At 64.0% G+C, this 19,398-nt stretch carries 19 protein-coding genes; 1 reads left to right on the forward strand and 18 read right to left on the reverse strand.

The window, feature by feature from the left end; all coding sequences use genetic code 11:
* Positions 1 to 78: 78 nt before the first annotated feature.
* Positions 79 to 1,161 (reverse strand): IS630 family transposase, encoded by a 1,083-nt coding sequence (locus V7066_RS05655; protein WP_054434212.1) that lies wholly within the window; start codon positions 1,159 to 1,161, stop codon positions 79 to 81.
* A gap of 257 nt (positions 1,162 to 1,418) precedes the next feature.
* Here V7066_RS05655 and V7066_RS05660 point away from each other — a divergent pair, with 257 nt between their 5' ends.
* Positions 1,419 to 1,622, forward strand: coding sequence for a hypothetical protein (locus tag V7066_RS05660; protein WP_132470484.1), 204 nt, complete (start codon positions 1,419 to 1,421; stop codon positions 1,620 to 1,622).
* Here V7066_RS05660 and V7066_RS05665 read toward each other — a convergent pair.
* The 17 genes from V7066_RS05665 to V7066_RS05745 form a co-directional block, all read right to left on the reverse strand.
* The gene (locus V7066_RS05665) at positions 1,612 to 4,449 is read right to left on the reverse strand and encodes a conjugal transfer protein TraG N-terminal domain-containing protein (protein WP_292637032.1); all 2,838 of its coding nucleotides are present in this window, start codon (positions 4,447 to 4,449) and stop codon (positions 1,612 to 1,614) included. The genes V7066_RS05660 and V7066_RS05665 overlap by 11 nt on opposite strands.
* An 18-nt stretch (positions 4,450 to 4,467) precedes the next feature.
* Entirely contained in the window at positions 4,468 to 5,868 is a 1,401-nt protein-coding gene (locus V7066_RS05670; protein WP_207906153.1) for a conjugal transfer protein TraH, read from the reverse strand.
* A gap of 104 nt (positions 5,869 to 5,972) precedes the next feature.
* Positions 5,973 to 6,830, reverse strand: a complete 858-nt coding sequence (locus tag V7066_RS05675) for a conjugal transfer protein TraF (RefSeq protein WP_279388392.1) — start codon at positions 6,828 to 6,830, stop codon at positions 5,973 to 5,975.
* The gene (locus tag V7066_RS05680) at positions 6,814 to 7,230 is read right to left on the reverse strand and encodes a hypothetical protein (protein ID WP_054434999.1); all 417 of its coding nucleotides are present in this window, start codon (positions 7,228 to 7,230) and stop codon (positions 6,814 to 6,816) included. The genes V7066_RS05675 and V7066_RS05680 overlap by 17 nt, the downstream gene beginning before the upstream one ends.
* Positions 7,208 to 9,034, reverse strand: coding sequence for a conjugal transfer protein TraN (locus tag V7066_RS05685; protein WP_132469972.1), 1,827 nt, complete (start codon positions 9,032 to 9,034; stop codon positions 7,208 to 7,210). The genes V7066_RS05680 and V7066_RS05685 overlap by 23 nt, the downstream gene beginning before the upstream one ends.
* A 1-nt stretch (position 9,035) precedes the next feature.
* Positions 9,036 to 9,779, reverse strand: a complete 744-nt coding sequence (gene trbC, locus V7066_RS05690) for a type-F conjugative transfer system pilin assembly protein TrbC (RefSeq protein WP_132469974.1) — start codon at positions 9,777 to 9,779, stop codon at positions 9,036 to 9,038.
* A gap of 10 nt (positions 9,780 to 9,789) precedes the next feature.
* Positions 9,790 to 10,806 carry a conjugal transfer pilus assembly protein TraU gene (gene traU / locus V7066_RS05695; RefSeq protein WP_054435006.1) on the reverse strand — a complete coding sequence of 339 codons (1,017 nt, stop codon included), beginning with the start codon at positions 10,804 to 10,806 and terminating at the stop codon, positions 9,790 to 9,792.
* Positions 10,803 to 11,186, reverse strand: a complete 384-nt coding sequence (locus V7066_RS05700) for a hypothetical protein (RefSeq protein ID WP_132469977.1) — start codon at positions 11,184 to 11,186, stop codon at positions 10,803 to 10,805. The genes traU and V7066_RS05700 overlap by 4 nt, the downstream gene beginning before the upstream one ends.
* The gene (locus V7066_RS05705) at positions 11,183 to 11,455 is read right to left on the reverse strand and encodes a hypothetical protein (RefSeq protein WP_054435013.1); all 273 of its coding nucleotides are present in this window, start codon (positions 11,453 to 11,455) and stop codon (positions 11,183 to 11,185) included. Before V7066_RS05705 ends, V7066_RS05700 begins: the two co-directional genes overlap by 4 nt.
* Positions 11,455 to 12,102 carry a type-F conjugative transfer system protein TraW gene (gene traW, locus V7066_RS05710; RefSeq protein WP_132469979.1) on the reverse strand — a complete coding sequence of 216 codons (648 nt, stop codon included), beginning with the start codon at positions 12,100 to 12,102 and terminating at the stop codon, positions 11,455 to 11,457. The genes V7066_RS05705 and traW overlap by 1 nt, the downstream gene beginning before the upstream one ends.
* Positions 12,102 to 12,653, reverse strand: a complete 552-nt coding sequence (locus V7066_RS05715; protein ID WP_054435016.1) for a S26 family signal peptidase — start codon at positions 12,651 to 12,653, stop codon at positions 12,102 to 12,104. The genes traW and V7066_RS05715 overlap by 1 nt, the downstream gene beginning before the upstream one ends.
* On the reverse strand, positions 12,634 to 13,320 hold the full coding sequence (locus tag V7066_RS05720) for a type-F conjugative transfer system protein TrbI (protein WP_082370131.1): 687 nt from the start codon (positions 13,318 to 13,320) through the stop codon (positions 12,634 to 12,636). Before V7066_RS05720 ends, V7066_RS05715 begins: the two co-directional genes overlap by 20 nt.
* The gene (locus tag V7066_RS05725) at positions 13,317 to 13,664 is read right to left on the reverse strand and encodes a hypothetical protein (RefSeq protein WP_054435056.1); all 348 of its coding nucleotides are present in this window, start codon (positions 13,662 to 13,664) and stop codon (positions 13,317 to 13,319) included. The genes V7066_RS05720 and V7066_RS05725 overlap by 4 nt, the downstream gene beginning before the upstream one ends.
* Positions 13,665 to 13,669: 5 nt before the next feature.
* On the reverse strand, positions 13,670 to 16,249 hold the full coding sequence (gene traC, locus V7066_RS05730; protein ID WP_054435020.1) for a type IV secretion system protein TraC: 2,580 nt from the start codon (positions 16,247 to 16,249) through the stop codon (positions 13,670 to 13,672).
* Positions 16,246 to 17,208 carry a TraV family lipoprotein gene (locus tag V7066_RS05735; protein ID WP_132469981.1) on the reverse strand — a complete coding sequence of 321 codons (963 nt, stop codon included), beginning with the start codon at positions 17,206 to 17,208 and terminating at the stop codon, positions 16,246 to 16,248. Before V7066_RS05735 ends, traC begins: the two co-directional genes overlap by 4 nt.
* On the reverse strand, positions 17,205 to 18,080 hold the full coding sequence (locus V7066_RS05740; RefSeq protein WP_054435025.1) for a DsbC family protein: 876 nt from the start codon (positions 18,078 to 18,080) through the stop codon (positions 17,205 to 17,207). Before V7066_RS05740 ends, V7066_RS05735 begins: the two co-directional genes overlap by 4 nt.
* Positions 18,067 to 19,398 carry a TraB/VirB10 family protein gene (locus V7066_RS05745; protein ID WP_054435027.1) on the reverse strand — a complete coding sequence of 444 codons (1,332 nt, stop codon included), beginning with the start codon at positions 19,396 to 19,398 and terminating at the stop codon, positions 18,067 to 18,069. Before V7066_RS05745 ends, V7066_RS05740 begins: the two co-directional genes overlap by 14 nt.

Genomic DNA, 19,398 nt, shown 5'->3' on the forward strand with positions numbered 1-19,398 from the left:
GTGGTTTTGAGGTTATGAAATTGAATAATATTCATAATAATTTGGTTTAAGTGCCAAATTTATATTTCTAAAAGGAAGTTAGTGGATTGACTCCAACGTTTGGAACCCTCGATTTCGAGCCGCGATGATTTCGTCCGGATTGGCCTTCCAGATGAAGGGCTTGGGGTTGTCGGCGTTGTACTCCCGGATGAACCGGTTGATGGCAGCCTGGAGGTCGACGACGGAGTGGAAGACGCCGTGCTTAAGGCGCCGCCTGGTCAGCTTTCCGAAGAAGCCCTCGACGGCATTGAGCCATGAGGAAGATGTCGGCGTGAAGTGGAAAGTCCAGCGCGGATGGCGGGCGAGCCACTCCTGGACCTTGTCCTTCTTGTGTGCGGCATAGTTGTCGAGGATCACGTGGATCGCCTTGCCCTTGGGTACTTCACGCTCGATCCGATTGAGGAAGCGGATGAACTCCTGGTGGCGGTGGCGCTGCATGTTCTGCCCTATCACGGTTCCGTCGAGCACGTTGAGCGCAGCGAACAGCGTGGTCGTGCCGTGGCGCTTGTAGTCATGGGTCAGGGTGCCGGCGCGGCCCTTCTTCATCGGCAGACCGGGCTGGGTGCGGTCGAGCGCCTGTATCTGCGATTTCTCGTCGATCGACAGGACCACCGCATGGGCGGGGGGATCGACATAGAGGCCGACGATCTCGGTGAGCTTTTCGGCGAAAGCCGGATCGTTCGACAGCTTGAAGCTGCGCCAGCGATGCGGAGCAAGCCCATGCGCCTTCCAGATCGACTGCACTGTCGAAACGGCAAGCCCGACCGCTTTGGCCATCGCGCGCGCCGTCCAGTGGGTTGCCTCATGCGGCGGCGGTTCCTGCGTAAGCCGGACAATTTCGGCCACGCGCTTGGGCAATACCGGCGCCTTGCCGGGCGGACGGGACTTGTCGCGGAGCAGGCCATCGACGCCTTCGTGCATGAAACGTTCCTGCCAGCGCCACACGCAGGTCTTCGACTTTCCTGTTGCCGTCATAATCGCCGAGGTGCCCAGGCCGTCGCTGCTCAAAAGAACGATACGGGCGCGCCAGACATGTTTCTGTGGACTCAAGGGCGCCGACACGATGTCGTGCAGGCGTTGACGGTCGGAGGCCGAAACGATGAAGCTGATCCCATCACGCATCCTCCGAGACTGACACGCCAGCAAGCCAGTGGGAATCCCCAACTGGACTCTTTCGTTCCGGTCAATCCATTAGCATACTTGCTTTACGAAAAACACCGGAACGTATGCCGCGTGGGGTTGAAAGCTGCTTCCCTCGAGTAGAGGGTAAGGTGCCAATTCGAGGAATGTGTCGAAAAGGCATGTTGATCAAGGTTAGTGTTCTTGGTTGCAATGTTCCCGAGTGCGAGCAACCCTCTCTGTGGAAAGGGACGGTAGTTATGAAACTGAACCTCGAAACCTATTTGGCAACTAGCGATCTCCCAAATGGCCCAGTGTACATCTGGGAGATGGATGACGCTTATCTTGAGGCTGATTTCCATGACGACGACCAGCCGGCCTCCTTAGGGCAAAAGATCGGGTTCGGTCTAACCGTGGTTTTGGTCGCAGCGGTGATGATCTGGATGGCTACGCTCATTTCCTGAGATTTGGATCGCGGAAGAAGCCTTTATCGAGCGATCGATTGACTTCGTTTTGGAGATCTACGCCGCCGATTATGCTCTGACCTCGACCGACACGGGCAGCTTCGGCGTGATCCTCGATCTCCCGCTTGCCGGCTGCAATCCCCACGCCTACCGCTGAGCCGTCGCTTGGGTCAGCAAGCGTCGGAGTAACCCTCAATCCCGTCGGATGATATGCTGCGGTAACGCCAGCTGACGAGGTGATCGCCGGGGCTTCGATATCCGCCGCAAGTTCCGGTTCCTTGAGGAATGGCGCAACTTCGGCATAAATAGCATGTTGGCGTTCTCGAAGAAATTTGGCGACCAGACTTTCGCGAACGTCCCTCTGATGATTACTCATAGACACTTCATGGAGGCTGGGGGCCTGAAGCCCTGGATTATGTGCCGCTTCGCGACGATACCAATCTGCTAATTCCTGGCTTAGGTTTTCGCTCATCTGCAGATTGTGAGACTCCGCATAGCTGGCGTCTCGTGACAACTGCTCGGCTTTCTCACGAAACGCTCGCGCGCGTTGTTCATAGGAATTTGCAAGCGAGAGGGAATCTTCTTGCCCAACTGACGACGTTTGGGAGACCGAGCTTCTGGCAAATACGCCGCCGGAATCCGCAGTCCCGTGGGATATAGAGAGATTGGTACCATTTCCACGTTCGTCTCGAGTGCCGTTGCTGGCGCTCGAAGAGGTATCATTCGACCGAATTTCGTCCGTATTGTAGTGAAGTTGAAATCCCTGCTGCACGGTGTCGGTATGATCTACGCCAGCGCGAAGTGGTGTTGTGCTGCGGCCAGGTTGAGGTTTACCTTTCGCTCCTTTTCCTCCACTCGCGCTCCCTCCTCCGCCTCCGCCCCCACCCACGCCAACTCCGAGCGATGCTGAGGTAGTATCGAGAGTGCTTGAAGTACGCGCGGCGCCCCTGCTTACGCGAGACTGCGTCCCGACACTGCTGCGATTGTCGAGACCCTCAAACTTCCCGGAAGAGGTTCTATCGAACTCTTCTCGGTTAGTTCCCTCGGTGGTTCGGCTGCCGGTTTCGGATCCGTTCGATACGTCAGTGCTTGTCGCTCTGGTGCTGCGATTGGTATGGGTCGCAGTCCGGATTTGAGCTGCCGAATTCTCCAAGCTCTCTGCTGCCCGCATGTAACTTGATGCGGCTTGCCTGGTTTCCGCCGCAAAGCCCGAGCTAACGGAGGGCGCCATCGGCAATCTGGACAAGGCTCCGGTAGTGTCCGTGACGATCGAGCCATTTCCAAAACCGGACTCGGTCGCGCCGTTGTCGAACCGGGTGGTGAAACCAGCGGCCCCGGTCGAATAGCTGGGGGCATCCGACCACTGCGCGGTCTGGCGCATGTTCGACGTCGAGTTGGTAAAGCTCGTGTTACCATAGGAATAGTTCCCGGTTGTCTGTTCGAGCGCTGCTGCTTCTGCAGCATTCTGGGCCGGCGCCAGGATCGAAGTCGCTTGCCCGGAAATCCCCATGGCGCCGCGGGCAAGGCCGCCGGCGATGAAGGGGACGCTCATGAGCATGAACCCGGCGATCGTGGCGGTCTCGGCGTTCACGGCGCCGATGCCGGCGAAGTTTGCCAGGGACGTGCCGCCTTGCGCTGCGCCCATGGCGGCGCTCGTCGCGCGGGTCATGCAGATCATGTGGAGGATGACGTAGAGCGGCCCCCACGCAGCGAGGTAGAAGAAGCCGGTGACATAGCCTTTCAGCGCTGCGATCCCGGTCTGCGGCATGAGGAAGAGTGGGAAGATCACCGGGAACATCGCGTAGAAGACGACGGTCAGCACGATGTTGAGGATCGGCACCCACGACATCGCCTGCTGCGCGATCGAATTGTAGGTATTGCGCGCCTGGATGTCCGCGCGCGTCGTCGCGAATGCGTCGATCGAGGCGGCGCCCGCGCTTCCGGACATCGCATCACGGGCCTGCATGAAGGCGTTGATCGCAGTGTTCTGCCGCATGACGGTCACGTAGTCGGAATTCGCGCCGGTGAAGGCCGCGTTGACGATCGGCACGTCTTGCCGGAGCTTCTGGGCAGCTGCGGCATTTGTCAGCTTGGGGAATGATTGCCGGCCCCAGAGCGGCGTCGCCGCATCGATCACCTCGGCCCACTGAGCCGTCAGGTTCTGATACGCCGCGCGGCAGGTCACGATGTAGGTGCTCACCGTGCCGCCGGACTTTTCGAGCCAAGGCTGCGCGCGGGCTTCCGAGCCCGGCCCGATGGCGGCCCAGAGGTCGGTCGCTTCAGCGAGGTCGGTGAGCGATTTGTGGTTGAGCAGGATGTCCCCGAACACGCAATTCTTGAAATGGGACTGGAGATTGGTCGCGAACTCGGCGTCGCGTATCTGGAAATTGCGCGTCGCGTCGAACAAGCGCGCGCCGTAGATCATGCCATTGCTCGTGTAGTTGAGCTCGCTCGGCATCAGGAACACGGTTTCAGCGGTGCGGGTCAGCCAATCCCCGACCTGGCTGGTGAAGCTGGCGATCACGCCGAGGCCCAGCGGCACGTTGGCGACCGTTGCCGGTGCCAGTGATGGATTGATGCGATCGGTGACCTTCACATCGACGGTCGGCACCATCAGGCACATGTAGATGAGCGTCGAGCCGAGAAACCAGTTCAGCCAGACGCGGATGTTCATGGTGAAGGCGACGCAGAGCAGGGCGTAGATGAGCCCAAGCACCATCACGACCTTGATCAGCGAGCGATAGCCGCCGCCTCCGGTCCATGCCGCGACTGCGTTGAAGGTGTTGACGATGTACTCACCGCCGCCGACCGTGAAGACCTCGACCATCGCCTTTCTCCCGCGCTGCTAGTTGAGGCCCTGGGCATTGAGGCCGCGCGAAAAGTTGAGCGCGGCCGCCATGCCCGGCGACATCGTGTTCTGCAGCGTCGATTCCAGCATCACCGACTTGTTGATCAGCGCGATCGTGACGTTGAGGGTGTTCTTCACCTTCACGTCGCGTTCGGCGTATTTTCCCCGCGCCTCGGAGAGCTGCTTGCGCCAGGTTTCGGCGGTGGCCTGGTCTGCCGGTTGGAAGTGGACCTCTGACTGGCTCACGCGGTCGAGCATGTTCTCGATCATCGCGCTCAAAAGGTTGACTGCGACGATCTCGGCAAGCGCGTCGACCTCGCCGTCGCTGAAGCTGGCATGCGCCATCGCCTGTACGGCAAGCATTTTGTAAAGCGGCACCGTCGTCATCGTGAGAAGCTGCTGCTCTGCGGCATTCAGCGCAGCATCGGTGCGGATCTTGTCGTTCATCGAGACGATCATCGCCTTGACGCGAGGGCGCAGAGCGACGCTCGACGGCACGGAGAGGTTCGATTCCGTGACGTTCAGGCATTCGTCCTCATCGTCGCAGGTGAGGACCTTGACCGAATTGCCTGTTTGGGTGCCGTCGAGAAGGGCGGTCACCACCGCGTCCTCGGCCGGGCCGATGTACTGGATAGACGCGCCATCGGTGGCCTTGGGGTTGGTGATGATCGTGCCGACGACGGTCATCAGATATTCGGCAAAGCCCTTGTCGAAGGAGCCGAACTTGTTCGAGCGCTTGATCGCCTGCCAGGTGTAATTGCGCGGCGAGCCCGGGATATGCTCGTTCATTTTCGGGTCGTTGTTGCCCTCAAGCACGCTGTCGAGCTGGCCATCGGCCCCGCAGCCCTGCCGCGAGCGCGCCCAGTCGGAAAAGACCCCCTGGCTGTTACCGATCGAGGCGCAGATCGTGGAGCGCGCTCCCTGCATCTTGGGCCAGACCGCGCCCACTAGTCCCTGCGCAGCCTCGCACGAGGAGATGTTCATCTGGTTCATCTGCTGGGCGGCCTGCTGGAATTCGCCCATGATCTTGCCGATCATCGGCGAGACGCTGTCGATCGCCAGTTTGAAGGCAAAGCCCAGGGCATTGTTCGCGGTCGCCTTGAGCATCGCGACCATCTCGGAGGCATTGATGAACGAGAACGATCCCGTGAAAAGGTCGATGCCGCCGCAGCCCGCCCGGGCGCTTGGAAGCTGGAGATTGAACAGCGAGACGCTCTTCTGGGGAAAGCGCGTCCAGACATTGCCGAGCGAATAGTAGCCGGCCGACTGACCCTCGTAGGCGGTCGGGCCGGTGACATTGGCAGCGCCGCCAGCGTCATTGAAGAACGAGTTCATCTGCCCGGCGACATCGGCGCGGGCAATGCCGGTCGGCACCATGTTGGCGGCCGCGACGATCATGGCGCCGGCGGCAAGCCGCCGGGATTTGGCGCGCAAGCGCGGGAGGGTGCGGTCAGGCAAAGTCGGACACGGCGAAGCGAGGGAAGGGCTCTGGAGCGGGTTCATCAGTAATCACTCCCGACCTTGGTGTTGGTGAGCATGAAGATGCGCTCCATGATCTCGTCGGCCGACATGATGCCGAAGCCGATCGGCACGGCTTTGCGGGTCGCGGTGTCGAAAAGCACGAGCGCGGGCGTGGCATTGCCGGGTACCCCCATCCGGGCGCGCTGCCCGGAATCGACCACGTAATTCGGGAAGGTGCGGCTCGGGCCGCCGTCCATCGAGACGGCCATGACCGCGAGGCCGTGCGAGTCCGCGACCGAGCGCAGGATCGGCGCGAAAATCTCGCAGGCGCCGCAGCTCTGCGCGAAGAAGTAGAACATCCCATAGCGCTGGCTGAGGTGCGTCAGGACCTCGTCGCGGTCGGCGGTCCGATTATCAGACCATGCTCGCTTGGCGACGGTCGAGACCGGTCGCTGCAGCGTGTAGTCAATGTCGGGGTTCTGCCAGAGCGCGCGCTGCCAGGTGTCCGCAAACAGCGATGCACGGTCGAGCTGTTCGCGCTGGAATCGCACATAGGCGATCACGTTTTCCTCGGTGGGATCGAGGATTGCGCGGGCCTTGAGCTCGTCGAGTTCTTTGGCAATTGCCGCCATGCGTTCGCTCGGTGTGGGTTCGGGCGCTGCCGGCCGTTGGGGCGGCTGTGCTCGCGGCTTCTCGCAATAGAACCACTGGCCCAGCTTTCGCTCGCGGCAGTAGAAGTCGTCGCCCGCCTCGCCCGCCTCAATAGGGGCCGGCGGTGCGGCCTCGTCCTCGGCCATTGCGGGCCCGGGCGCGAGTGCGGTCAGGGCTAGCAGGATGGCTGCAGCAACGGCGAACTCTCCGGCGCTGGTGGCCGCGCGATCATCAGGCATCTTGGTCATCATCGACTTCATGCTCCCCATCGAGTTCGATCATCGCGAGGTTCAGGACCGACATCAGCCTCGCGACGTCGAGCATCTTGGTGCCCTGGTCCATCATCCGGACAAGGCCGCGCAGGTGGGTGCGGCTATGGCGGCGTCCAGCAACCGTGGGCCGCACGCCGCCGCTTCGGCGCACGATCCAGCCCCGCTCGAGCATCCGGCGAAACCCTCGCTCGACTTCGCGGGGATCGACCGGGCACGCGAACCAGTGCTCGACCGTTGCCGACACTTCGCCGGCCAGGGTCGGCCGGTCGGCGCGGTGCACGCGCAGGAAGATCGCGAGATCGAGGACCGACATATCGATGGCTGAGAGCAGCAGGCCTTCGCCATCGCCCGCATCATTGGCTGGTATGGAGGTCATAGTAGTCCTGGATCCTGGTCTGGATATCGGCGAGCGTGCTCACCTCGTCGGGCAGCTTCGCGGCGTCGGTGAATTCCGAGTAGACCTCGGTAAAATCCATCAAGGAGAGATCGAGCCGGGCGAACTCGTCGATGGTGAAGCCCTCGCATTGCTCCTTCTTCGGCTTGCCCCAAGGCTTGTTGATCTGGGGGCGGCCCTGCTCCTGGAGGATGCGCGAGAGCTTGCTTTCAAAGCAGCAGTAGGCGGTCTTCTTGCTCTGGCAGATGCCGAGAATGCTGGAGGAACAGTAGGTTCCGACCTTGTGGCAGAAGCCCATCCGGTCCTTCACATCGAGCATCTTCTCTTCGCTCGAACAGGCGAAGAGGGTGAGGAAGGGCGTTGCCACGGCGGCAAGCGCGGCCGGGCCGCCCGCCAGCGCCGCGCCGCCGGCGGCAAGGGTCAACAGGCCCGAGGTCTTGCCCGCACAGCAGTTGATGAGCCCGAAAACCGGCTTGTGGCAGGTCTGCCGATCGCCCGAGAAGACCGTGAAGTTGTCTTCGTCGAACTCGTCTCCGGCCTGACCCAGCGCATGGAGCGCAACGAGCGCGTCCTTGAACTCAGTCGAAGCCTCCCGCTCGATCGGCTCGCAGTCGCCATTGATGCAGTAGACATCATCGCCGCAGACATATTGCTTGGGCGAAGGCTCCGCGCTGCTCGGCACCGGGCAGCGATAAACTTTCTGGCTGACCTTGCAGGCGGCCGGATCGTAGTTCGGATCGTCCTCGTCATCGATGCATTCGTCACGCACATATGTGCACTGCGCATTGGCATCGAGATCGCCGCAGTCATTGCCCTGCGAGATGGCATGGCACTGGTAGCTGCGCTGCCAGGCCCAGCAGGCGCGGGTGACCGATACGCCGTTGATCGTCCTTGTAGAGGGATCGGCATCGACGCAGGTTTCGGAAACGAGCTCGCAGGTCTTACCCGCCGTGGCATTACTGCACTGCCCTTCATCTACTGCCTCGCTGACGACATGGCCCTCGTCGATTTTGGTGTAGGCCAGGTCCGTGATGACCGGACTGGAACACTCGAGACGCTGGCCGGTCATGAAATCCGGCTCATAACATCCGCCATTCGGGCCCGACTGGAGGCAAATCCGGATGGTCAGGATGTCCGGGTCCGCAACCCTGCACTGGCCCGAGGCGAGATAGGGATCGAATCTGGAGCACAGCCGGCTGCGATTGGCGGCGGGCGCGTAATAGTAGTCGTCGCACTTGTAGCTATAGGCAGGCTCGCCGCCCTCGGTCGCCACCACCAACGGCGCGGTGCACATCGGGCTGCTTTCCTTGATCGCGGCGCCGTAGTTGCAGGTCGCCTCATAGTAGCTGACGTTGCCGCCGCCCTGCGGCAGGGGCGTGCAGGACCCGGTATCGCCGCCGAGCTGCTCGCCCTGAAGGTAGGCATCGGGATTGCTCTCAATCTCGCTGGCCCGCGCGGTCGTGGCGAGGATCTCCTGCGCATCGAACTGGGCGCGTGTGCGCGCCCGGTCCGTCGTGATGGCAACGGCCTCGCTGCTGCTCGCTTGCGCGCCGCCGTCGGCCACCAGCTTGTCGGGATCGTCGAAGTACTGGCTCTGCGGCAGGTCGGTGCCGGCGTAGAAGGGCACCTGGTTTTGCATGCCCTCGCTCGGGACCAGCGCGTCGTTGGCGCTCTTGCCCTTGCCGAAGGCCTTGCCTTCCTCGCGCGCTTCCTGGACTGTCGTTTGCGCGAGTACGGGGCTGGCGAAAGCCAGCATCAGCAGCGGAAGGAGCCCGCCGCAGCGCATGTCAGCTGGCCCTCGACAGATTGCGCAGCGCGACGGCCGCGACGCCGGCGCCGGGTCCATTCCCGCCGGCAAAAGTCTCGAGCACATAGCCGACCGAGACGTTGCCGGTCATGCGGTCGTGGGGCGGAACCTGCGTCGTGCAATGAAAGCCTGAGCAGAGGTCGAAATCCGAGGATACCGCGACATACGTCGGCACGGCTGTGACCGCGAAGGCCCGAAACAGACGCGGATCGATGCCGACGTTGGAGAGCTGGTCCCGCTCGGTAACGACTTTGCTGAGCGCCGCCGAAAAGGCCTTGAACGAATTGTTCGGAAAGCCCCGGAACACCACGATGCCGCCGGCCTTGCCGGTATCGGCAATCAGTTGGCGCAGCGCGGGCGGCGGCATCGACAGGCTGGCAAAGACGATGAGCTGAGGTGCTTCGCCCTTCCTGGCCGCGACATTCTGCGACGCGCCCTCGATGATCTCATCGAAATCGACCGGGCCCTCGCCATTTTGCGGAACATGTTTCGCGGTGAGGCCCGAGAGGCTGTCGGTGCCTTGGCTCTGGGCGGCGAGAGCGTCCTCGCGGAAGGCGTCCCCGCGGTTCTGCACCTGGGCGACGAAAGCGTCGGCATCTCCGGCCGCCTCGCTCGAACGCCGCTTGATGGCATCGAGATCGAGACCGTCCACAGTCTGGGCGATGGCCTGGTAGGCGCCGGCGCCGGCTAGGAGCGCGGCGAGGGCTATGCTGGAGCGTCGCATCTCGTTTCTCCTAGAGCACGCAGCAATTGCGCTTGCGCCACATGAGGTAGCCCATGTCCTCGCCCTGGACCGGGAAGGCGCGGCCGGCCTGCGGCGGCAACGTGGAGGCACCGATCGGCGAGCAGCCGGCCTTGCCGCTGACCGTCGGGGTCGGGTTGGTCATCTGCACGCGGTATTGCTGCTTCTTGAGCACCGGCATGAGGTACTTCTCGCATAGGCCCTTGCTGCCCATCGTCCCCCAGGCGAGGCCTTGCCGGTGCATCTTGAAAGTGAAGCGCGAGAGCGCGAGCCGCGAGGCCTGGACGTGGTCGATCGAGGCGCCGATGTTGCCGTTCATCGGATACATCGAGCCCTGGCAGCCCGCGCACCAGAACGTCACATCAAGCGGCAGGCGCAGCGTTGCGGCAATGCAATCGCCAGCGCAGGCCGCCTGCGCGATCGGATTGGCGAAGATCACCGCTTCTGGATTGATGATCGTGGTGAGCGCATCGTCCTGCCAGAGCGGATCGACTTCGGTCATGTAGGCGATGTCGAAGCTCGCCTGCTCGAAGCAGAGGAAATCGGTCAGGATCTCCATCCAGTAGAGCAGGGGATAGACGTACCAGTGGACATGCCACTTGGACGTATTCTGGGCCTTGCCTCCTATCTGGGATGGCCCCTCGACATAGCCGTTGCCGATGTCGAAGCCGGGGGCGATTTTCATGCCGCCAAGGTTCACGAAGCACCAAGGCTTGGTCGACACATCGGCGAGCCGCACGGGCTCCCAAAACCCCGCGGCAATACCGATGCGCGGGATCGGGCTGCCGCAGGCGCAAATGGGAAGCGAGGGGTTACTGGTGTCGGGGCGGGTGCTGGGCCAGATGCTGAGCCCGCCGATCGACATCGGGAACAGGCAGGACCAGCATACGTCGGTGATCGGATTGACGAATTTGCCGGTGCAGCGCGATTGCGCCTGGGCGGAAGGCGGAAATAGCGCCACCGCATAAAACAGCGCAAAAGCGGCGATGAGGGTTCGCAGAGCCATCATGGCTCGTTCCCCGATTCACCTTCGCGGGCACCGCTGACGAAGGCAAGGCAGAGGAGAGCGGCGAGCCAAATCCCGATCAAAAGCGCGCGGCCGGGGGCAATGGGAAGAACGAGAAAGCCGGCGACGAGAGCCCGGTTCCACCATTCGCGACTCGGCGTCGGCCCACCTTCGGAAAAACTGTCACGGGCAGGGGGCAGGATTTCCACGAGGGCAGACATAAGCAACCCGGAGAGCGCCCACGCGCAAAGCAACATGGCAGTGAGGGCGATCGTGCCGATGTCGACCTGTTCCAGTGGAACCATGGCGAGGCCGAAAGCGACAGTCGGCGCAAACATGATGGGTGACCGCATACAGCGCCACATTTTGCCTAGAGCCGTCATGGATGCTCCTCAGTAAGGGCTGCGATCCAGGCCGTGTCCGCACGGTGTTTTTCGCGCGCATAGCGCAGGGCGTGGAGCGCGCAGAAGGTAAGCAAGGCGCCGATCACGAGAGGGGCGCGCAGTCCGAGCACGACGACCAGCGGCTTGATGGCCATGACGGCGAGGGCCGTGCTCACGCAGAGCAGCTGGAAAGTGCGCCGCATGCGGCGCAGCCGCGTGGTTTCCGGTGCCGCCATCGGCGTGCGCAGCAAATCGAGCCAGAGCGGCATCACGGGGCTCCCTTCAGCTTGATCTCGGTGAGCTTGACGATCCGGCCGCTTTGCTCGGCGACCGCCGGGGTGTGGCGGATCCCGAACTTGCCGCTGAGCCGGCCTTCCTGGTCGAAGTAGAAACGGCGCCGGCGCTTCGTCATCTCCTCGATCGGTGAGCCACTGACGAGGATGATCTTGGCACCCAGATCGGAATAGCGTGCAGTGGCCCAGGCCATCTGCTCGGCGCTATCGCCGTCGACGAAGACCAGCGCCTGGCGCATGGCCACGAAATCGAGCGGGTTCACCCGCTGCCCGGCCTGGGCCACGAGATTGCCCTTCTGGTCGCGGACATCCTCGTCGATGACGATCGTGGGATCGTAAGCCCAGGCGCGGGTCTCCGTCGCAGCGGTGATCCCGGCGACCGGGGGCGGCCGGCGCACTTTCGCCTCGGTGCGCCGGGCGAACTCGGCGTTCATCCGCTCGATGCCGCCGGAGGCCTGAAGGGTCTGCAGGCGCTGTTCGATCGTAGAAAGCAGGTCGGTCTCGATGATCGGAAAAGTCTGCCCAACCACGCCGTGATCGCTGGCGCGCCCGGCCGAGGACAGCGTCAGTGTGCAGAGCGCGGCGAGCGCAAGAGCCTGGCGCGTGGTCCATGCCGGCCGCATCACAGGATCGCCTTTCCGACGCCGACGATCTGCCGCGCGCAGGCAAAGCCGATGGCGGCATAGCGGCTGTCGAAGCCGTCCTTGTGCGGCGTGCCGACGTAATAGCAGCGCGGCGGGATCACGCCGGTAGGGCCTTCTGCGAGCGGTTCCCCAAGCCGTGTGCGCGGCTTCATGCGGCCGACAACACGGCCGTTCACGGCGACCTCGGCGCCGAGATGCTCGACCCTTTCGCCGGGAAGGCCGTAGACGATCTTGCCGAAGAGCTGCTTCTTCGCCCCGAAATGCCGGACCAGCAGAGAGCCCGGCGGCGGCACGAAGAACACGAAGTCGCCGCGCTGGGGCACCGAGGTCTTGTGGATTACGAAGGCCCAGTTCGGCAGCGATTCCGAGGTGTTGATGAGCAGGGCATGGCTGCCCTGCCATTCGCTGACCGCCGAATGGGCAATGCCGCAGCCGATGAAGAGGCCGAGCGCGGCCCAGCGGCGGCTCTTCGGGCGCCACTTCGCTTTGGGGTGTGGATCGGCGCAGCGCTCAAGGATTGCCTGCGGCATAGCCCCCTCCAAAGCTGGAAACGCTCGCGCCGGCGGCGCCCTGTCCGCTAGCTCCCTGTCCGGCCGCGCCGGCATCGTCCGGCGCGAAACCCTGCCAGGGCCCGAATGGGCTGGCGGCCATCGGCGCTGCTCCGGTCGGCAGTTGGGGCACGGGCACTTGCGGGATCAGCCCTTGCGACATCGGGGATGCTGCCGGGCCGCTGCGCATCATTTGCTGCGCCGATGCGGGCTGTGGCCGCCCGACGCCCGAGGCGTAGACGGCCTTGACCACCTCGGGGGTGATGTCGGGGACGCCTTTGGAAAGCACAGCCTCACCGACCAGCACGACCTGGCCTGCGGCGCTGCGGCGCTGAAGCTCGGTGTCGAGCGAGGCCATGAACTGGCGCATCTGCGCCTCGACTTCCTGGGGCGGGTTGGTGCTGCGCGCCTGCGCCTGGACATAGTCGCCGACGATGCCGGAGAGGTTGGCTTTGACGATGCGCTGGGGCGGATCGGCGGTGATCGTGCGGGTCACCCACATGCCCCAGACTACGAGGCCGAGGACACCGATGCCGGCAAAAAGCTGCCCGGCCGTGTAGCCGGCGAACACCGTGCGGCGCTTGCTTGCCTGGGGCGCGGCCGGTTCGGGTTCATCGATGAAGTCAAAGGTCGGACTGGCTTCGGTCATGCGTTGTGCTCCCGTGGGAGGGGATCGCGCGGGCGAAGGTTGTCGCGGCGCAAGAACAGGATTGTGCCGCCCACAATGAGGTGGAGACCAAAGACCAGCGCCCGGAACTGCGTGATACGGTCCGCGTCAGCCGCGAGATAGCGGTTCGACATGTTGGCGAGCTGGTGCATGACGCCGGCGAGGGAGAACCCGCCGATCGCTGCAAAAAAAAGCACGAACACGCCCCAGGTCATCAGCAGCGTCGTTGCCAGCACGCCGGCACTGTGAAGTGCAGCATAGAGGAGGTAGCCCATATCGGGCTTGCTCCAGGCATCCCTGTTCGGTTTCGAGGTGCGCATCGCCATGCTGGTCACTCCGCAGCCATGGGAATGGTAGCCGCATCATCGCAGCCCCATTTCTCGGGGTTATCCGGAAAGGCGACACGCTCGATCGCCCCGTCCATCGTGAAGCCTTGCTCGAGGAGTTCGTGGATCTGGGCGAAGGTGCGGGGCGAGGAGGAGAAGACTGTCGCCGAATAAGGATCGAGCACCAGGCGGCCCACCGCGAGCGTGTCGGGCCCCTTGATCATGACATCGGAATATTCGGTGCCGCTGCGTTTCAGCGAGCGCAGCAGGGCGTCGGTGTAGTCGTCCATCTCGAAGCGGTCGTGCTTCTTGAAGTCCGCGATCGTCTCGGCCTTTTGCTGCAGGATGACGAACCAGTCGCTGTTCTCGAGCGCGGCCCGCGAGCCGTCCGACTTGTAGTAGTCATTGAGGCTCTGCGTGGCAGTTACCAGCGAAGCGCCGTACTTGCGGCAGGTGCGGGCATAAGCCTCGATGAAGTCGGCCATCGAGCCGCCCTTGAGCATCTGCCAGGCTTCGTCGAGCAACAGCGCCTTGGGAATGCTGCGGTCGACCCGGCGCATCATCTGCGAGGCCATGAACATGATCGCGGTCAGCACCACCGAGCGCAGCTCTTCGCGGGAAGCGAGGTCCGAGAGCTCGAAGACCGTGAGGTTCGCCTTCAGCTCGAAGGAGACCTCGCCCTGAAAGAAGCGGCCATACGTGCCGACCGACGAGAACGGGCGCATGGCGATGCCGAGATCGGCGCCGAGCGGGTTGCCGGTCTCGGTGAGAGCGGCGATGACGTCGTCGATCGAGCCGCTGCGGCCCTTCCGGTTCCAGACCTCGTTGACCGCGCCGTCGATGAGCCCGCGCTCGGTGTCATTGAGCTTGTCGACGTGCCGCGCCATCTGGTTGACGATCGATTTGAGCATCGCGAAGCAGTCGAGCAGGTAGTCCTCGTCGGCTGCGGCCATCTCGGGGTCGATCATCGAGAACGGGTTGATGCAAAAGCCCGAGGACATCGTGAACTCGACGAAGGCACCGCCCTGGAGCTTGGCCGAGTGCTCGAACGAGCGCCCGTCGTCGATGACCACGACTTTGGCGCCTGCGCCGCAGAGCGCGGCGCAGAGTTCCTGCAGCGCCACCGATTTGCCCGAGCCCGACTTGCCGAACACCGCGACATTGTGGTTGCCGGCGCTGTTCTCGAAAGGGGACCAGAAGAAGGGCTGGCCGCGCCGGCCGATCAGCATCATGTGCGGATTGTTGCCGCCAAGGTATTCGCCCTGCAGCGGCGCGAGGCTGGCGGCGGTCGTGGTGAGCACCGTGCGCAGCCGCTTCATGTTCCGGAGGTCGAACGAGAGGCCGTTGGCCATCGTCATCGGCATCGCCGCGAGCAGGCCCTGGATCTGGAGATAGCGATCGTCGAGCAGGTCCCACCCGGCGGCGCGGTACACCGACTTTAGGATCCGCTCGTTGGCATCGCCCTTGCCCTTGGGCGAAAAGGACGTGACCGAGAAGAAGGCCTGCACCAACTTGCGGCCCTGGCGCAGTTCGTCCTTCACGAACTTCCATTCCGCCGACTGGTCCTTGAGCTGGGGCAGCATGCGCGCCGACTTGGAATCGGCAAGGCTGGTGGTGCGCATGAACTTGCGGCTTGCCCGCAGGCCCTCGCTCTCGGCGTCGGGAAAGTCGAGGCAGAGGTTGGTCGAGACCGGGCAGGGCATGCGCAGCTTGTCGGCGAACATGTCGCCGATCAGCTTGGCCATATCCCAAGGCGCCCAGCGCTGCGGCAGGTTTCGCACCGAGAAGGAGCGTACATCGAAGACGTCGGGGTAGATCTCGCCGATCTCCGGGGCCTCGTCGATCATCTTGCCGGTGGGGCGGAAACGCTCGGTGCGCAGCAGGATGCGATCGGGCTCGATCTTGATCTCGAGGTCGTGTCGCACCGCCTGGTCGGCGATCGGGTCGAAGGGATTGTAGACGATCGTGTCGTCGCCCGGGGCCGTCGTCGGCGAGGTGATGTCGTCGATCCAGGCGATCAGCGCCTGCGGATCCATCGGGCGCGCCTCGATGCCGATCGATTCCAGCGCCGAGGTCAGCCCCTCCATGACCGCGACGATTTCCTCGCCCGAAACCCGGCTTGTCTCCGGCGTCGCATAGGAGATCGCGAGGCGGTGGTTGCGCAGGCAGAAGGGGGCCGAAGTCGAGAGCGAATTCCACACACCGCCCAGCAGGTATTCGGTGCGGTGCTTTGCCATTCGCTCGTAGACGCCGGCAGCCGAGTAGCGCGGCAGGTACCACTGCGAGAGCCGTTCGCTGACGCGCGGGCTCATCCATCCATGGATCTGCAGCGTGCCCGGCGTCGGGATGCCCTCGGAGAGGAACTGCGTCAGGATGTCGGCGGAGCGCTCGCTCGCCCCGATCATCGGCGCGGCCTCGAGCACGAAGCCGCGCGAGGCGTTGTTGTAGAAGAGGTGAGTCCTCGGATCGAAGCTGCGATAGGGCAGCCAGTGGACGAGCCGCGGCACTGCGGTGTCGGGTCGGGCCATCTCGGGTGCGCTGTCATCGCCGAGCAGCGAGGCCATTATGCTGCGCAGCATATTCATGGCTGAAGCCCCGGAAATGGCGCGGCGCGCAGCATTGGAACCGCTGGATTCTGCGCAGCCATGTTGGCTTCGCTTTCCCCGCGATCGAGGCCTGCTCGGATCGCCGGGTTGGCAGCGACGGCGGCGATCGCGGCCTTCCCTTCCGGCGTCGCAAACTTGGGCACGGCGATGGAGGGCGCCGTGCTGGCGACGGGGCGCGGGCTGCTGTGATCGGATGCTACTGGCGCTGGCGGCGCCGCTGCCGGCGTTGCCGCTTGCGCGGGAGTAACGTTCGCTGCGGCGGTCGGCGCTCGCTTGGCCGGGGGCAGCGCCGTCGGCGTACCGCGCGGCGTCAGCAGCGTGCGTGTCACCTGGTCCTTGATGTCGCCGACCGGGTCGGTGCTTGCTGCCCGGGCGGGGCCGGTTTGGGACCTGGCGAGGGCCACGGCCTCGGCGCTGGGTACGCCGCTGTCGATTGGCAACATATCGATAAGCGGAGGATCGGCGCGTTCGACGGCGGCCAGCAGCGTATCCGCCCCGGTGGCGGCAGCGACGTCTTCGCGCGAGGTTGCGATCGCACTGGCGGCAAGGGCTTCCGCCCAATTACCCTGTTCGACAACGGCGTGGACGGCTGTCTGTTCATGAAGCCGCCCGGCGGCGTCGATCTGGGCGGGAAAGACGATCCGCAGCACGCGCTCGCGCGTCCGCACCGGGGCCGATGCCTTCTGGAAACCGCGGCCCTCAGCTGGCGGTTCGAGGTAGGGACCTGCCGGCGCGACCAGACGGTCGCCGTCCTCTCCCGAAATGAGCGCGAGCGCCTGATCGTCGATCGTCGCGCTGGGCGCGCAAATGCCGTCGGGTGCCCGGCAGGCAAAGTCGCCTTTGATATTGCCACCGAGCGTCGTGCATCCCGCCAAAGCACCGGCGCCGAGCAGGCCGCCGACGAGACCGGCGGCAAAAGCGAGGCGAGGCCGGATCACGAGCCTGCTCCCGACAGCCAGTTCGCAAGGAACTCCCTTGGACGATAGCCTTCGAGGACCGAGCCGTCCTCGCGGACGATGACCGGGGTTCCCCCAAGACCGTATTTGCGCGCGAAGGCCTCATTGGCATCGAGCCCCGAGGTGTTGCAGGGCTTGCCGGCCGCGAGGGCTTCGCCAGCATAGGCAGCATGGAGCGCCTTGGCGCGGTCTTTAGCGCAGTAGACCTTGTCCGCGAGATCGCGGCTCCCGAGCACCGAGATCGGCCGCTCGATCACCCGCACATCCATCGCGGCAAGCGTGTTGCTGAGCGCGCGGCAGTAGCCGCAGCGAAAATCGCTGAAGACCGTGACGGTTTTGCCTGCCGGATTGCCCCAGACGATCGCACCATCCTTCGGCAGCGTATCGAGCGGGAGCTTGCGGATTGGCGCCTGTGCGGCCTGGGCGGACGGCGCGGGATGGGCGGCAAGTTCTGCGGCGTCCTCCGGGCCGCCGGCGGCGCTGGCTTTCGCTGCCCCGCCGACCAGCATGTCGGGGTTCATCTCGAGCAGCCGGACCGCGGTCAGGTCCTGGCGCGTCTCCATGTCGTAGACGCGGCCGATCACGAGGTAGCGCGCCGAGCGGTCGATGTAGAAGAGGTTGCTGCCGGCGGTCACTTCGCAGAGGCCGCCGACCTTGTCGCAGTTGACGGAGGTCACCTTGGTCTTGGGAAGCCTGGCCTTCAGCCGTTCTTCAACTTGGCCGCTGCCGCTTGCCATTTCGGCGGCGTAAGGCGCGGCGGCGATCGACAGCATGCCGATCGCGGAGCAGACGAGCGGCAGCATCACCTGTCTGGTCGGGAGATGGACGCGCCAGCTGGTTTCAGTTCCGGACATAGACACCCTCCAAGAAGACGATTTCGACATCGATGCCGGTGGGCATCTCGATCACGGGTTGGTACTGCTCGGCGCGCTCGATCAGGTATTTCGAGACCATGTCGCCCGTTTGCGAAATGCCTTCGCCGAGGCCGCCCTTGGCAATGTCGCCCATCGAGAGGTCCTGCCGCTTGCCATCGATGATGACGCTGGGTTGGGTGAGGGCATTGTTTGAATTGGCGGCAAAGCCCCTGCCGAACCCGCCAAATAGCCCGGCAATGAAGGCTTGGCTGACCAGTCCGCCTTCGCGGCTGACAACGCGGCCGCGCACGCCGGTTTTGCCACCGAAGGCGATGAAGCCTTTGACCTCCGACACCGCATAACGGCCGCCAGGTTGCGGGCAGGTCATCTTCTGCAGTTTGACGTAGACTTTCTCGCTGGAAAGTTCGCCGCGCGCGGCACCGTTGATGAGGCAGCCCTGTATCTTGGTGGTGAGGAGCTTGCCGTTCTGGAGCACCGAGCGCGCGGGACCAGTGATGCGCAGCACCACCGGCAGCGGGTCAGTCTGGCTCTGCACGCCGGCGGCGGCATCGACGCCGACAATCACTTTGGCCGTCGCAAAGCTGTTGGGCGGCAGATAATTGGGGCTGTCGGTGTAGACCGTGTTTCCCTTCTCGACCTTGCTGGCCGTGCCGGTGTTGCCACTGGTGAAGGACACCATCTTGACCTCGCTGGAACGGGCAGGGGCCAAGCCCGGCCCGGCGGCGCCCGCCGCATCCGGGCGTTGGTAGGTCGGCATGCCGGCGCCGTAGAGCGCCGCGGGCCCTGGCGGCGGCACTGCCGGCGCGGCGCGGTCATTGATCTGCCGGCGCAGTTGCTCGTTCTCCGACTGATAGGCGCTCACCACGCGCTGACCATCGGCGGTCATCGACTGGTTTTGCGCGCGCAGGGCTTCGAGTTGCTCGGAGAGCTGAGCGACTTTGGCATTGGTGCCATCGACGCTGCGCAGCTGGTTTTCCTGGCTTTGGAAGCGATTTTCCGAGGCCGCCATCCATTCCTGCTCGGAAAGGTTGCGGTTCAGCATGTCGTTGGTGGAGACGGTGATCTTGTCGCCCTTGGGGCCCTCCTCGCCCTGGACCTTGCCGGTGTCGCCGAAAATCCAGAAGCTGGAGGCGACGACGCCGATCCCGGCGGCGCCGGCGAGCAGCATCCGCTGCTTCTTGCGCGCTGCGGCGTTTTCTTCGAGCTCGGTGGGTACTGGCGATACGCCCGCATCACTGCCGGTTTCTGGCCCGTCGAGAGGCTTGCGGCCCCGCGAGAAGATATCCTTGAGCGCCAT

This window comes from Novosphingobium sp., assembly GCF_036820275.1.
GTDB lineage: Bacteria > Pseudomonadota > Alphaproteobacteria > Sphingomonadales > Sphingomonadaceae > Novosphingobium.

Coding starts and splice junctions, on each gene's coding strand:
- V7066_RS05655 (WP_054434212.1), bottom strand. CDS start 1,161: ATGCGTGATGGGATCAGCTTCATCGTTTCGGCCTCCGACCGTCAACGC.
- V7066_RS05660 (WP_132470484.1), top strand. CDS start 1,419: ATGAAACTGAACCTCGAAACCTATTTGGCAACTAGCGATCTCCCAAAT.
- V7066_RS05665 (WP_292637032.1), bottom strand. CDS start 4,449: ATGGTCGAGGTCTTCACGGTCGGCGGCGGTGAGTACATCGTCAACACC.
- V7066_RS05670 (WP_207906153.1), bottom strand. CDS start 5,868: ATGATCGTCGCGGCCGCCAACATGGTGCCGACCGGCATTGCCCGCGCC.
- V7066_RS05675 (WP_279388392.1), bottom strand. CDS start 6,830: ATGACCAAGATGCCTGATGATCGCGCGGCCACCAGCGCCGGAGAGTTC.
- V7066_RS05680 (WP_054434999.1), bottom strand. CDS start 7,230: ATGACCTCCATACCAGCCAATGATGCGGGCGATGGCGAAGGCCTGCTG.
- V7066_RS05685 (WP_132469972.1), bottom strand. CDS start 9,034: ATGCGCTGCGGCGGGCTCCTTCCGCTGCTGATGCTGGCTTTCGCCAGC.
- trbC (WP_132469974.1), bottom strand. CDS start 9,779: ATGCGACGCTCCAGCATAGCCCTCGCCGCGCTCCTAGCCGGCGCCGGC.
- traU (WP_054435006.1), bottom strand. CDS start 10,806: ATGATGGCTCTGCGAACCCTCATCGCCGCTTTTGCGCTGTTTTATGCG.
- V7066_RS05700 (WP_132469977.1), bottom strand. CDS start 11,186: ATGACGGCTCTAGGCAAAATGTGGCGCTGTATGCGGTCACCCATCATG.
- V7066_RS05705 (WP_054435013.1), bottom strand. CDS start 11,455: ATGCCGCTCTGGCTCGATTTGCTGCGCACGCCGATGGCGGCACCGGAA.
- traW (WP_132469979.1), bottom strand. CDS start 12,102: ATGCGGCCGGCATGGACCACGCGCCAGGCTCTTGCGCTCGCCGCGCTC.
- V7066_RS05715 (WP_054435016.1), bottom strand. CDS start 12,653: ATGCCGCAGGCAATCCTTGAGCGCTGCGCCGATCCACACCCCAAAGCG.
- V7066_RS05720 (WP_082370131.1), bottom strand. CDS start 13,320: ATGACCGAAGCCAGTCCGACCTTTGACTTCATCGATGAACCCGAACCG.
- V7066_RS05725 (WP_054435056.1), bottom strand. CDS start 13,664: ATGGCGATGCGCACCTCGAAACCGAACAGGGATGCCTGGAGCAAGCCC.
- traC (WP_054435020.1), bottom strand. CDS start 16,249: ATGAATATGCTGCGCAGCATAATGGCCTCGCTGCTCGGCGATGACAGC.
- V7066_RS05740 (WP_054435025.1), bottom strand. CDS start 18,080: ATGTCCGGAACTGAAACCAGCTGGCGCGTCCATCTCCCGACCAGACAG.
- V7066_RS05745 (WP_054435027.1), bottom strand. CDS start 19,398: ATGGCGCTCAAGGATATCTTCTCGCGGGGCCGCAAGCCTCTCGACGGG.